At 72.4% G+C, this 13,531-nt stretch carries 10 protein-coding genes; 4 read left to right on the top strand and 6 right to left on the bottom strand.

Annotation, left to right across the window (positions count from 1 at the left end; translation table 11 throughout):
• Window positions 1-26: 26 nt before the first annotated feature.
• The 3 genes from WMF17_RS43225 to WMF17_RS43215 form a co-directional block, all read right to left on the bottom strand.
• Window positions 27-1,955: a S8 family peptidase gene (locus WMF17_RS43225; RefSeq protein ID WP_437599395.1), complete on the bottom strand. Its 1,929-nt coding sequence runs from the start codon at window positions 1,953-1,955 to the stop codon at window positions 27-29.
• A gap of 332 nt (window positions 1,956-2,287) precedes the next feature.
• Window positions 2,288-3,826, bottom strand: a complete 1,539-nt coding sequence (locus WMF17_RS43220; protein ID WP_437599394.1) for an aminopeptidase P family protein — start codon at window positions 3,824-3,826, stop codon at window positions 2,288-2,290.
• 94 nt (window positions 3,827-3,920) lie between these two features.
• Window positions 3,921-4,661: an SDR family oxidoreductase gene (locus WMF17_RS43215; RefSeq protein WP_437599393.1), complete on the bottom strand. Its 741-nt coding sequence runs from the start codon at window positions 4,659-4,661 to the stop codon at window positions 3,921-3,923.
• 243 nt (window positions 4,662-4,904) lie between these two features.
• Between WMF17_RS43215 and WMF17_RS43210 the strand changes: the two genes are divergently transcribed.
• Window positions 4,905-5,741: a hypothetical protein gene (locus WMF17_RS43210; protein ID WP_437599392.1), complete on the top strand. Its 837-nt coding sequence runs from the start codon at window positions 4,905-4,907 to the stop codon at window positions 5,739-5,741.
• Window positions 5,742-5,837: 96 nt separating this feature from the next.
• On the opposite strand, the gene WMF17_RS43205 is transcribed toward WMF17_RS43210, so the two are convergent.
• The 3 genes from WMF17_RS43205 to WMF17_RS43195 form a co-directional block, all read right to left on the bottom strand.
• The gene (locus WMF17_RS43205) at window positions 5,838-7,184 is read right to left on the bottom strand and encodes a DUF1552 domain-containing protein (RefSeq protein ID WP_437599391.1); all 1,347 of its coding nucleotides are present in this window, start codon (window positions 7,182-7,184) and stop codon (window positions 5,838-5,840) included.
• Window positions 7,185-7,230: 46 nt separating this feature from the next.
• The gene (locus WMF17_RS43200) at window positions 7,231-8,910 is read right to left on the bottom strand and encodes a DUF1592 domain-containing protein (protein ID WP_437599390.1); all 1,680 of its coding nucleotides are present in this window, start codon (window positions 8,908-8,910) and stop codon (window positions 7,231-7,233) included.
• 553 nt (window positions 8,911-9,463) lie between these two features.
• A complete protein-coding gene (locus WMF17_RS43195) occupies window positions 9,464-9,901 on the bottom strand; it encodes a hypothetical protein (protein WP_437599389.1) in 438 nt (145 codons plus the stop codon).
• 240 nt (window positions 9,902-10,141) lie between these two features.
• On the opposite strand from WMF17_RS43195, the gene WMF17_RS43190 reads away from it, so the two are divergent.
• From WMF17_RS43190 to WMF17_RS43180, 3 genes are read left to right on the top strand one after another with little or no spacing between them, the layout of a single operon-like run.
• On the top strand, window positions 10,142-10,831 hold the full coding sequence (locus tag WMF17_RS43190) for a DNRLRE domain-containing protein (protein WP_437599388.1): 690 nt from the start codon (window positions 10,142-10,144) through the stop codon (window positions 10,829-10,831).
• The gene (locus WMF17_RS43185; RefSeq protein ID WP_437599387.1) at window positions 10,828-12,189 is read left to right on the top strand and encodes an ABC transporter ATP-binding protein; all 1,362 of its coding nucleotides are present in this window, start codon (window positions 10,828-10,830) and stop codon (window positions 12,187-12,189) included. The genes WMF17_RS43190 and WMF17_RS43185 overlap by 4 nt, the downstream gene beginning before the upstream one ends.
• Window positions 12,186-13,328 (top strand): ABC transporter ATP-binding protein, encoded by a 1,143-nt coding sequence (locus WMF17_RS43180; RefSeq protein ID WP_437599386.1) that lies wholly within the window; start codon window positions 12,186-12,188, stop codon window positions 13,326-13,328. Before WMF17_RS43185 ends, WMF17_RS43180 begins: the two co-directional genes overlap by 4 nt.
• Window positions 13,329-13,531: the final 203 nt, after the last annotated feature.

Raw genomic sequence — 13,531 nt, 5'->3', positions numbered from 1 at the left:
CACGAGCGAGCGCGGCGCGCGCCGGCTCAGCGCGCGGAGAGGTTCGTCCGGGCGATCCAGAGGCAGGCTGCGGCGTTGGCCGCGCACCAGACGACGAGGGCCATCCGGCCGAGGGGGCCGGCGACCTCACCGAGCACGACGACCGACGTGAGGTAGGCCGCCGTACCGACGGCGATGCCCGCGATCGCCGGCCGGAGCTTCTTCACGCCGAAGAAGATCGAGGTGAGGCCGAGCGGGATGAGCGCGTTGGCGAGCGGCAGCCAGCGGTGGACCGAGGCGCCGATCAGCAGGTCGAGGTCGGCGATCGGCCGGGCCAGCACGTCGACGACGAGGTCCACGCGCGGCAGGAGCCACGGCGCGAAGAAGAACAGCCCCGGCCCCGCCGCGAGCGCCGGGAGGAGGAAGCTCGCCTGCCACGGGCTCGTGGCGTTCGCCTCCTTCTTGCGGGCGCGGCGGCCGACCCACATCGCGAGCACGAGCAGCGCGAGCAGCCGCACGACGATGTGGCTCTGCGTGACGCGCACGACCGAGCTCGCGGCGTCGAGGATGCCGGCCCCGTAGAGGAGCCTGCCGCTGTCGGAGTCGTCGACCCTGCGCGCGCCTGAGCGGAGCGCGTCCTCGACCGCGCGCGGGTCCGACACGCCGAGGCTCACGAGCAGCGCCGCCGCGCCGGCCACGTGGGGCGCGGCCATCGAGGTGCCGCTGTACACCGGGTAGCCCTCGCACTTGTCGCGCCCGCGGTTGCAGATGGTCTGCTGGGTGACGTTCACCCCGGGCGCCGCGACGTCGACGCCCTGGCCGCGCGAGGAGAACCTCGCGATCTTGTCGTTCGCGTCGGTGGCGCTCACGCCGATGACGCCGTCGGAGGCGCCGGGGTACTGCACGCGCCCGCCGGTGTTGCCGGCCGCCGCGACGACGACCGTGCCGCGCGAGATCGCGTAGTCGATCGCGCTCTGGAGGACCTTGGAGTTGCGCGGCCCGCCGAGGCTCAGGTTGATGACGTCGGCGCCGTGCTCGGCCGCCCACCGGATGCCGTCGGCCACGTCGGCGGTCGTGCCCCAGCCGCTCTCGTTCAGCACCTTGACCGGCATGAGCCGCGCGTGGAACGCGAGCCCCACGGCCCCGAGGCCGTTGTGGGTCGACTGCGCGATCGTGCCCGCCACGTGCGTGCCGTGGCCCTGGTCGTCGTTCGCGTGGGTCGTCTTGTTGACGAAGTTCCACCCCTCCACGCACTCGGTCGAGGCCAGGTCGGTGCCCTTGGTGAACGGCCCGTGCGTCTCACACGCGATGCCGGTGTCGACCACGGCGACGGTGACCCCGCGGCCGGTGGCGAAGTCCCATGCGCGCTCGGCGCCCACGCGCGCCATGTGCCACTGGTCCTTCAGCAGCGGATCGTTCGCGACGAACGAGGCGCGCACCCAGGCGAGCGGCTCGGCCACCTCCACGCGCGGATCCTGTGCGAGCCGCTGCAGGGCCGCGCTGACCGGGCCGTCCACGGTGGCGATCTGGATCCGGGTCTCCGAGGCGAGCGCGGTCGGCACGACGCTCAGCGAGAAGTCGCGCGCGAGCGCCGCGAGCGCGCTGTCGTCGAGATCGTCGCGCGCGTCGACGACGATCTGCCCCGGGATGTCGTAGCTTGTCTCGTCGAGCTCGGAGGCCAGGCCGTGCAGCGGCTCGCCCGCGGTCGCGACCGGCTCGCTCAGGAGATCGAAGCGGTTCGAGCGATCGACATCGACGGGCAGCGCGGGGTTGGCGTACCCAGGGAGACGGGGCTCGAGCATCCCCGGAGAGCGCGCCGCGAGCGCGACCCCGGCGCCTCGGCCGTCCGTTCCGTCGGCCCTGGCCGCGCCGGCAACGGCGACCAGCGCCGCTGCCGCGAGCAGCGACGTCGCGAGCGCGCGTCCGCCTGGGTGAATGGCGGTCCCTGACCCACGCTGAAGGCGAGACTTGTGCATAGGGGTCTCCTCTTCGGCAGCGTAGCGCCGCTATCCCCGAGCAGCCATCGCTCTGGCGTCGACGTACCGCGCCTGGCGCCGACGGATCGCGCTCGTCGCGCCCGCATGCCCGCTGCGGAACGCGGCCGCCGTGTCTCCAGCGGTGCAGGGCCCCTCGCGATCGCGGAGTTCCTGGACCTCAGGACATCCCGCAGACAACCTCCCACACCGCCGCCGTACCGCACGCTCTCTGACGAGCCCGATTGCCCGCGCGCTCTGTCTCCAGCGCCCTCCCCTGCGGCTCTCTGCGTCAGCGGAATCCCCGCCCGGCGCCGTCCGGCCCGCGGCTCACATCACCTCGCCGCCGCCCACAGGCCGGCCATCCACGCTTCCACGTCGCTCACGGTCCGCGGGATATCGATCGACAGGTTCCGATATCCGGTCTCCGTGACGAGGATATCGTCCTCGATGCGCACGCCGATGCCGCGATAGCGGGCCGGGACCGTCTCGTCATCGATCTGGAAGTACAGGCCAGGCTCCACCGTGAGCACCATCCCCGGCTTGAGCTTGCCGAACTTGTAGACCTGCTGCCGCGCCTGCGCGCAGTCGTGCACGTCGAGGCCCAGCATGTGGCTCACGTTGTGGAGCGAGTACCGGCGGTAGAACTGCTTGTCTTCCCTGAGCGCCTCCTCGGCCGAGACGCTCAGGATGCCGAGCCGCTCGAGCCCCCGGGCGAGCGCCCGCATCGCCGCGCGGTTCGGCTCCATGAAATCGTTGCCCGGCTTCACCTCGTTGATCGCCGCCTCCTGCGCCTCGAGCACGAGCTCGTAGATCTCGCGCTGCTCCGGGGAAAACTTCCCGTTGATCGGCAACGTCCGGGTGATGTCGGCGGTGTAGAGCGCGTTCCCCTCGACGCCGGCGTCGAGCAGAAGGAGCTTGCCCGGCTCGAGCGCGCCGTCGTTCCTCGTCCAGTGCAGGATGCAGGCGTGGTGGCCCGACGCGGCGATGGTCCCGTAGCCGACGTCGTTGCCCTCCACCCGGGCGCGCAGGTTGAAGACGCCCTCGAGCTCTCGCTCGCTCCGCCCCCGCGGGAGCGCACGGATGACGTCCTCGAAGCCCCGCTTCGTCGACGCGACGACCGCCTCGAGCTCCTCGACCTCGAGGGCGTCCTTGAGGAGGCGCATCTCCGAGAGCGCCTCGCCGAGCTGCTTGTCGCGATCGTGCCGGGCGAGGAGCTTGTCGACGCGCTCGGACATGCCGCGGAGCACGCGGTGCGGACGCGTCACCGTGCCGACGAGGCCGCTCAGGTACGCGTCCAGCTCGGGGAGCCCGCGGCACTCGTCGACGCCGAAACGCGCGCGGCTCTGCTCGACGCCCAGGCGGGGGCCGACCCACAGCTCTCCCTTCGCGCGATCGGTGAAGAACGTCTTGTCGCTGCGCCCGGGGTTCGGCTCGACGAAGAGGATGTCCCGGTGCCCGCCCCCCTCCTGCGGCTGCAGGACGAGCACGCAGTCAGGCTCGAGGTTGCCCGTCAGATAGAAGAAGTCCGAGCCCGGGCGAAAGCGGTAGTGCGTGTCGTTGGCGCGCACCTTCTCGTGCCCCGTCGAGAGGACGAGCGTCTCCGCCGGGAAGAGCTTCGAGAGGGCGCGGCGGCGGGCAGCGAACACCTCGGCGTGCGCGATCGGCTCGGGGAGCTCGCTGGGAGCCGGCGCCCAGCGGTCCAGCATGAACGCGATCAGGGCCTCCGGCAGCGTCGAGTCGTGGCTGGCCGGCTTGGCCTCGGCACCGGCGACCGCAGCGACGGGCGCCTCGGCCGGGCCGCTGCCGGTGGGCGCGCTGGGGGCAGGCTCTGCCTGGAGAGGGGCGGCGCTGGTCTCGGGCGTATGGCTCATGGGGCTCAAACTATGGGTCGATCGGGCAGGGTCGTTCAAGCCAAAGCGCGCGCCCGACCCGCCGCGCGGATCGTCCCCTACGGGCGGCGGCGCCTCAGGCGACCGAAGCGCCGCCGTCGACCGCGAGGATCTGGCCGGTGATGAAGTCGTTTTCAGCAAGGAACACCACGGCGCGCGCGATGTCTTCGGCCTCGCCGAGGCGCCGGAGCGGGATGCGCTCGCGAAGGCGAGCGAGCGTGGCCTCGTCGTAGGAAGAGGGCGGCAGGACTGTCCCGGGTGCGATGCCGTTGACGCGCACGTCAGGCGAAAGCCCCACCGCGAGGCCGCGGACGAGGTGGGCGAGCGCGGCCTTGGAGACCGAATAAGGGATGTAGTTCCTCCACGGGCGCTCGGCGCTCACACAGACGACCGCGACGACGCTTCCGTGGCAGGCGCGGAGCGCAGGAGCGAGCTCGAGCGTGAGCAGGTACGGCGCGGTGGCGTTGAGCGCCATGGCGCGGTCCCAGGCGTCGGCGGAGAGCTCGGCCGGCGGGACCCGCTCGAAGTTCGCCGCGTTGTGGACGAGCAGGTCGAGCCGACCGGACGACCAGTCGAGCACCGCACGGGCCAGCGCGGCGACCGCCTCGCGATCGTAGAGGTCCGCCTGGAGCGCGACGGCGCGCCGGCCGAGCGAGCGCGCCTCGTCGACGACGGCGTCCGCGCCGGCGCCGCTCGTGGCGTAGTGGACGGCCAGGTCGGCCCCCGCGGCTGCGAGCGCTCGGGCGGTCGCAGCGCCGAGGCGCGTACCGGCGCCGGTCACGAGGGCGACACGGCCGGTCAAGGGAACGTGGGGCATGGACGCCGTTTAGCCGATGTGGCGCCGCGTGCGTCGAAGGGACAGCATCGATGGCGGTCAGGGCCGCGAGCGGACGGCCCGAGGGCGAGGGTCACGTCGCGGTCTCTCGAGCTCGGCGTCCATGGCGCCCTCCTGCCCCGCCCGCCTCGCAGGCTCCTGCCTCGGTGCTCCGACGCGCGCGCCCGCTGTCGCCGTTTTTTTCTCCCGTGACGCGCCCCGTGGCACGCTGCGCCGGCTTTGACGATGCCCCCCCCGACACGCCGAAGCTCCGCCCCGGAGCGCTCCAGGGAGCCGACGTGGCGCCTGTGCGCCCTCGCCGCCGCGCTGCTGTGCGCCGCGGGATGCAGGGAGAAGCTCGACTCCATCGATCTGCCCGGCCTCGATCTGCCCGGCCTCCATGGGCCTGACACCGGCACTGCCGCCGCGCCGGCGAGCGCCGCCCCGCGAGCCCAGAGCCCCCCGCGCGCTGTCGCCGCCAAAAGCGCCGCCCCGGCGGGCGCGCCGTCGCTCGACTGCGACGAGCTGCCGTCGGAGGAGGAGGAGCGGCGCGCGCAGCTGCCGCCCCTGACGGCGCTCGGGAAGGCCGTGCCCGTGGAGCCGTGGACCCCGCCGCCGTACGAGGTGCTGCCGGGCGTGATGCTCCCCGCGAAGATCGCCGCGAAGCTCGAGCAGATCGACCGGGAGTACGCGCGGCGCACGCGCGAGCACCTCGTGATCACGAGCGGGACACGCGACGCGAACCGACAGGCCAGGGCGATGTTCACGAAGCTCAGGCTCGGCGAGGATCTCCTCAAGCTCTACCGGAACAAGGCGGCGATCCAGGAGATCAAGAAGGCATACAAGGCGCGCTCGGGCAAGCCGCCGGAGCAGGTGGTCGCCGCCATGGAGGCCGTCATCCAGGACCAGATCGACCGGGGGATCTACGTCTCTGCGCACCTGCGCCGAGGCGCCGTGGACGTGCGCAACAGGACCATGTCGCCGAAGGAGAAGCGCGCGTTCCTCGAGAGCACCGCGGAGGTCGGGGGCGTCCTGGTCATCGAGGAGACGACGCCCGCGCACTACCACCTGCAGATCGACTGACGGGCGGATTCACGACGAGCATTCGAGATCACCTGAGCGCAGGCGCGCGGCGGCGCCGAGCCTGCGCTCGCCTCGTCGATCGGCCGGCCGCGGGGCTCACAGACCGGCGATCGGGCCGCTCGCCGGGTCGCCGTACTTCGACAGCTCGACGCCGAAGTAGTTGATGATCGAGCAATGGAGCCCGCCGGTAGGCGCGTTGTTCGCGCGGACGGCGCGGCCTGTCTGGAAGCCCCCCACGTGTCCGGCCAGCATGATGGGCATGTTCTTCCGACCGTGGGAGTCGCCATCGCCGTTCTCGGACGTGTAGAGCACGAGCGACTCGTCGAGGAGGTTACCTGTCGCCGTGGTGGCGGCCTTCATCGCGTTGAGCAGGTAGGCGAAGCGGCGCACCTTGAACCGCGAGGTCTGGACGACGCGGGCGTTGGCGATGCGCATCGCCTCCGCTTGCGGCAGGCCGTCGAGATCGGTCGCGCGATCGCGGTCGCCGAGCTTGTGCGAGATGAAGTGGTCGCTCCAGTCCCCCACGCCGTCGGGCAGGTCGTAACCGGCGAAATCGAGGCCCCAGCTGTTCGAGTACTGCAGGACGAGCACCCGCGTCAGGTCGCAGGTGAGCGCGAGCAGCCCGAGATCGATCATCTGCTTGAACTTGCCGTGCAGGTCGAGCCCCCGCGGGGGCTCGCCGGGGACGGTGCAGCTCGACTGGGTCGTGGACTGGATCTGCTTCTCCAGCTCGAACACCGACTCGAGGTGCTGCTCCACGCGCGCCCGGTCCGCCGCGCCGAGGCGCTGGTTCAGCCGCCTTGCGTCCTCTCTCACCCAGTCGAGGACGCTGGCGCGGCGCCGCCGGATGTCGTCCATCCCCTCGCTCGGCTCGCCCAGGTTGCTGAAGAGCGTGTCGAACAGGCGGGACGGGTCGCGGAAGGCGTCCTCGACCTGACCGCCCTCCCGGAACGAGGTGAAGCCCTGTGTGACCGCCGTGTCGCCCGTGGGCGACACGTTGATGCTGCGGTAAGGGGTCTCGGCCGCGATGTGATCGGCCAGGTACTGGTCGAGCGTGGCCTTGCGCGGGACGGACTGTCCGCCGCCGTCGGTGTGGGCGCAGAGCGCCATCGCCGGGCTGTGGATCTCGGAGCAGATGACCTGGTGGTCGACGTCGGACACCATCGTGACATCGCGCCAGATCGGATCGCCCGCCGGCCACTCGCGCTCGGCGGCGAAGCCCTTCATGTCCACGAGGGCCGGCGTCAGCCCCTCGGCCGAGAGCGGCCCCGCCGTGCGCGGGTGCCACGCGCCGGGGTCGGTGCCGTTGGGAACGAAGAAGGCCACGAAGCGCTTCGGATCCGCCGGCGCGGCGCTGGCGCGCTGCGGTCGCATCGCGTCGAGGAACGGCAAGGCGACCGCGACGCCGGCGCCGCGGAGCAGAGCTCTTCTCGAGATCTTCACTGGCGACACTCCTCTTCCATCATCGGTCGGACGGGTTGCGAGCACATCACTCTGGCGCCCTTCGCAGCCGGAACGCCGGAGACTGCACGATGGCGGTCAGGAAGGAGCGGAACCGGTTGCCGTCCTGCGCGAAGCTCTCCGCGGCGGCGTCGATGGCGCAGCGATCCTCGACCGCCGGCTCGCGTCCCTGGGTGTACGTGAACAGCTTCTCCGCGACGCACGCGGCCAGCTTCGGGCTCTGCCGGAGCTCCGCCGCCAGGGCGGCGAGCGAGTCGAACGACTCGTTGGCTGCGCCCTGGAGGCGCGGCTCGATCCCGAACTCGTCGATAGCGATGCTCCCGTCGTACCGCCCCTGCTTGTCGTACTGGGCGAACCCGACGCCGATCGGATCGATGCGCGCATGGCAGCCGGCGCACCCGGCCTGCGTGTTGCGCTTCTTGACGACGTCGAGGTAGCTCAGCCCGGCGAGCTCGCTCTCCAGCTCCTCGAGGAGCCCGGCGGGGATATGGATCTTCTCGCAGAGAAAGGCCTGCCGGAGCCACTGGCCGCGCACGGAGATGAGGTCGCCGTCGTTCTTGGCGCTGATCAGGCTGGCGTGCGTGAGCAGCCCGGTGTTCGCCCGGTGGTGGTCGTCCGGAAACTCCACGCGCGTCATTCCGTCGTCCGGCGCCTCCATGCCATAGAACTTCGCGAGCGCCGGGCTGATGTACGTGTGATTCGCGGTGAGCGCGTCGAAGAAGTCGACGTCCGGGGTGAAGGCGTGCTCGTCGAGCAGGAGCTCGCTCTCGGTGATCATGTCCCCCAGGAGGGCGGGCGTCGACGCGTCCGGGTTGGCCGGCGGGCGGAGCTGCTCGAACGTCAGCCACTGCTTGAAGAAGGCGTTGTAGAAGCGCGGGGTCCGCTCGTCTTCGACCATCTCCTCCGCGACCGCGAGGAGCCCCTTCGGGGTGTCGAGCTCGCCGGCCTCTGCGCGCGACAGGAGCGCTGCGCTCGGGGACCGGCCCCACAGCGTGAACGACAGCCGGGAGGCGAGCTCGAGCGGCGACAGGGGCGACGTCTCCGCGCCGGTCGCGCCGACCTCGATCCGGAACAGGAAGCTGGGCGAGGTGAGCAGCGCCTCGATGACGAAGCGAAACGCGTCCGCCCTGTCCTGCGCGACCTCGCTCGCCCGCCCGACCAGATCGCTCACCTCCTCGGAGGACAGCGGCCTCCGATACGCGAGCTTGCCGAAGCGCTGCACGAAGCGCTCGAGGCAATCGGAGGCCTCCGGCTCGCAGCCGAGCACCGAGGCCCGGCGCGCCTCGTCGGCCATGAGCTCCTGCCCGAGCGCCTCCGCCGTCCCCAGGTAGGCCCGAAGGTGCTGATCCGACACGTTCTGGAGGGCGGCGATCGTCCGGAATCCGCCCTGACCGGTATCTTCCGGGATACTGTCGACGACGGGCGGCTCGGCGAGCTCGAACAGGTCCTGGAGCGTCAGCTGGTACTCGAGCCGCGACAGGCGGCGCAGGACGCTGGGGCTCGTTCGAGCGACACTGCAGTCTTGCGCTGTGGGCTGCCCCGTGACGGGGTCGATCAGCGTGCCGTCGTCAGAGCTGCCGTCGCCGAGCTGCCCGGTACAGGCAACCGCCGTCAGACAGAAGAGCGCCATCGCGGACACGCCCGCCGCGAGGGAACGCCGGTGGAACGGTACCGATCGATCGGTGTCGGGCGGCATTGTCTTGCTCATGGAGTGACCAGCCATTCAGGTGGAGCGCACCTGACGCACGCCGAGGCATTCCGGCGATGCGCCACGTCGTGGTCTGAGGCGAACTTTCGAAGCAAGGCGGAACGTGCGCGCCCCGGCGTCAGCTCGGGGCAGGGGCTACATTCCCATAGCACGCTCTTCTGATCACCGCATGGCGCGGATCGCTGGCTGCCACGCCGCTGGCTCGCGTCGAGCCAGCGACGCGCGACGGAGCACGGGGAGCCCGGCTGAGAACAGCACGTCGGCATGGCGACCGAATCGTACCGTCGCTGTATAAATCAGCTCACCTGGCTTACCCGATATCGAAGATCACTCCTTGCCTCGGCGAGGACTCGATGACGTCGGCTCCACGGCACGTGGTGGCCCTATTTGCTCCGGAGTGATGCACATGAAGGCGGGAAGGGCATTGATCTTTTCTTCCCGCCTCCCCGCCTTCATGTTCAAATCCGGCCACCACCAGCTCAGCTGCTTTCGAGGCACCGTCTCCGGTCCCCGCCGGCGAGCTGCGCGTGCTCTGAAACCGGCCTTCCGCCGCTCAGCGCGACGAGCTGCTCGCCGCCGGGATGGCCGTCCTCGGCCCCGGGCCCGATCGCGCGCCTCCCTTGATGCGCGCCTCGGTCACGACCTCGTCCCACTGCGCGTCGTAGCCCTCGAAGTGGACCCGGTAGGAGCCACGGGCGACGACGCCGGTGACGATCGCCGGCTTGTACGACCCCTTCCACTCGACCTCGATGCGGTCGCCGACCTTCCGCGCGCCGGCGTCGGCGGAGGCGCGCTGCTCCTCCTCGCGGAGGCGCCGGGCGCTCCCCTCGTGCAGACACTGCTCGCGGTGGCAGGCGAGGCCGGAGGCGCAGTCGTCGTCAGCGCGGCACGGAGACCCGAGCGGCGCATTCTTCCCGCAGGCAGCGAGCGCCGCGGGCAAGGAGGCCACGATCACGAGCGCCCTCAGGAAGGTAACGGCTCGAACGCGCACGACACGGCATCCCAGCAGAGCGGCCGCTGCCCGACAACAGGGATCGCAACGCCCGTGAGGGGCATCGCCTCCCCTCCGCCCGGCCCCCAGCGCCCCGGGCGCACACCGCAGCCTCTCCCGGGCCTCGGATCGCTGCCCCGGGCACGCCGCAGCCCCACCCGCGCCGCCCCGCGCCTTCGCCTCCCCCGGCGAGCCGCGCCCCTGTCAGCGGGGCCGCCCTCTGCTATGGTCGCCCCCGCCGTGCGTCTGCTCGCCGCCCTCGCGCCCGTGGCCCTGCTCGTCGCGGCGGCGCCGCTCCTGGGCTGCGGCGCCGCGCCCGCGACGGACGCGGGCGTCTGCGCGGGCGCGGGCGTCTGCGGCGCCCACTACTGCGTCGCGGGGCGCTGCCGGCCGCCGAGCGCCCTCCCCTCGCCCATCGATGCGCGCCGCTTGCTGCTCCGGCCGGCAGACCTGGCCGTGATCGCGGAGAACGGCGACGCCGCGGCCACGCCCGGCGTCCCCGACGCGATCGCGCTCGGGCGCGCCGGGACCGGCGACATCGTGCTGCTGCTCCGGTTCACGCCGACCTTCGGCGTCGACGCCGACATCGCGAGCGCCTTCGTCCTGCTGGAGCCAGCCCCGCTGGCGCCGCCCGCCGAGCGCGCGGTCACCCTGGAGGTGGCGCGCATCCTCGAGCCGTGGCGCTCCGAGACGGCCACGTGGGGCCGGCAGCCGCGCCTGTCGATCCCGGAAGCCGCCGCCATCGCGCGGCGCCGCCCGGCGACGCCGCTGCGGATCGACGTCACCTCGCTCGTGCGCGACTGGGCCAGGCGGCGCAAGGACGACCACGGCATCGCCATCCTCGCGCCGGGCAAAGACGCCGTCGGGGCGGCCTACTCGATGGGCACCTCCCAGGGCGCCGGCCCCCTCCTCGAGGTGTACGTACGGTGAGCACCGGCCAGGACGACGAGGGCGACGAGGACGACGACCTCGGCGCGCGGAACTCGCTCCCCCTTCCCCTCATCCGCCACGACGGCGGCTGGCGCAGGCCCTCCACGCCCAGCACCCCGCCCGCCGCACCGCCCGCGTCCGGCGCGCCGCTCACCCCCGGCGCGCCGCCCGCGTCCGGCGCGCCGCTCACCCCCGGCGCGCCGCCCCTCGCGCGCGGCCCCCACGATGACGACGACGAGCCCGCCGTCACCCAGCGCTCGACGGCGAGCGTGCGCCCACTCCCGCTCCGCCGCGCCGCGCCGCCGCCGGCGCCCGGGGAGGCCCCGCCGCCCGCGCTGCTCCGGGTGAGCGACCTGCGCGTCTCGTTCACCGCCGACGGCCGCGTCACCCGCGCCCTCGACGGCGTGTCGTTCACGGTGCCGCGCGGGAGCAGCGTCGCGCTCGTCGGCGAGTCGGGGTGCGGCAAGACGGTGACCGCGCTCAGCATCCTGCGGCTGCTGCCCGCGCCCTACGCGGCCGTCGACGGCGGCGCGATCGAGCTCGAGGGCCAGGACCTCCTCGCGCTGAGCGAGCGCGAGATGCGCGCCGTGCGCGGCGGGAAGATCGGCATGATCTTCCAGGAGCCGATGACCTCGCTGAACCCCGTCTACACGGTCAGCGCCCAGATCGCCGAGGCCGTCCGGCTGCACCTGCCCATGTCCCGCGGCGCCGCCCGGCTCTACGCGGTGAGCCTCCTGCGCAAGGTCGGCTTCCCCGAGCCCGAGGTGCGCGCGAACAGCTATCCGCACGAGCTGTCCGGCGGGATGCGCCAGCGCGTCATGATCGCGATGGCCCTCGCGGCAGGGCCCTCGCTGCTCATCGCCGACGAGCCGACCACCGCGCTCGACATGACCACGCAAGCGCAGATCCTGGACCTCCTCGATCGGCTCAAGGCCGAGACGTCGATGAGCCTCCTGCTCATCGCGCACGACCTCGCGGTGGTCGGCGAGCTCGCGGACGAGATCGTCGTCCTCTACGCCGGCGTCGTCGTGGAGCGAGGGCCGGCGCGCAACGTGCTCGCGGCGCCGTCGCACCCGTACACGCGCTCGCTCCTCAGGAGCGTCCCGGCGCGCGGGTTCCGCCCGCCCCGCGTGCGCGGCCAGCGGGCGCTGCGCCTGCCGACCATCCCGGGCGGGCTCCCCGATCTGCGCGATCCGCCGCGCGGCTGCCGCTTCAGCGACCGCTGCGACGCCGTGTTCGATCGCTGCCGCGTGGAGGCGCCGGACATGTACGCCGTCCCGCCCGGCGCGGGGCACCACGCGGCGCGGTGCTTTCTCCTCGCAGGCCCGGGGCGCGCGGGCGACGAGGGCGCCGCGTGACGCGCGACAGCGGCCTCCCGCCGCCCTCCCCGTCGCCCGGCCCGAGCGACGGCGCCGGCGCGGCGCGCCCGGACAGCATGCGTCCGGACAGCATGCGTCCGGACAGCGGCCGCCCCGACAGCGGCCGCCCGGAGAGCATGCGCTTCGACAGCGCGCGGGGCGAGCGGCCGCTCGTCCAGGCGGAGGGGCTCTCGAAGCTGTACCCGGTGCAGCGCGGTCCCTTTGCGAAGCCGGCGTTCGTGCAGGCGGTCGACGGGGTGAGCTTCCACATCCACCGCGGCGAGACGCTCGGCCTGGTCGGCGAGTCGGGCTCCGGCAAGAGCACCCTCGGGCGCCTCGCGATCCGGCTCATCGAGCCCACGGTCGGCCGCGTCCTCTTCGACGGCGTGGACCTCACCGCCCTCTCGGCGCGCGCGCTCAGGACCATGCGCCGGCGGATGCAGATCGTCTTCCAGGACCCGTACGGCTCGCTCAATCCGCGCATGACGCTGCGCGAGATCGTCGGCGAGGGCCTCGTGATCCACCGCCTCGCGCGGAGCCGCGACGAGGAGACCGCGATGGTCGAGGGCGTGCTCCAGAAGGTCGGGCTGCGGCCGGACATGATGGGGCGCTTCCCCCACGAGCTCTCCGGCGGGCAGCGGCAGCGGGTCGCGATCGCCAGGGCGCTCGCCGTGCGCCCGGATTTCATCGTGTGCGACGAGCCCGTGAGCGCGCTCGACCTCTCGGTCCAGGCCCAGATCGTCAACCTGCTCGAGGAGCTCCAGGACGAGCTCTCGCTCGGCCTCCTGTTCATCTCGCACGATCTCCGCGTCATCCAGCACGTGAGCCACCGCGTCGCCGTGATGTACCTCGGCCGGATCGTGGAGCTCGGCCCGGCGCAAGGCGTTGTCGAGCAGCAGCACCACCCGTACACGCGCGCGCTCTTCGAGGCGACGCCGTCGATCGAGCGAGGGGGCAAGGCGCGCCGCCTGTTGCCGGGCGCGCCGGCGAGCGCGATCAACCCGCCCGAGGGCTGCGTGTTCCACCCGCGCTGCCGGAAGGCGGAAGAGGGCAAGTGCGACGTCGAGATCCCGCCGCTCGAGGAGCTCGTCCCCGGGAGCGGCCACCGCGTGGCGTGCTGGTACCCCGAGGGGGCGTGACCGCGGCGGCCCGACCTGGCACAGCCGAGGCCCCGGTGCGCCGCGAGCCCGATGTGATTGATCGGGTGTAGCGGCGACGATCGGGGAGCAGAACGATATATATACCACAGAGATACAGAGACACAGAGGGAATGAGGAACAGGCGCTCTGTGCTTGCATGCGCCTCTGTGGCTCGGCTCTCGCGCTTTCTGCTAAGGTCCGCG

The organism is Sorangium sp. So ce362 (genome assembly GCF_051519845.1).
In the GTDB taxonomy this organism is placed as follows: Bacteria; Myxococcota_A; Polyangia; order Polyangiales; family Polyangiaceae; genus Sorangium.
The sequence above is the reverse complement of the archived record's forward strand: the minus strand, read 5'-3'. Positions and strand labels throughout refer to the sequence as shown.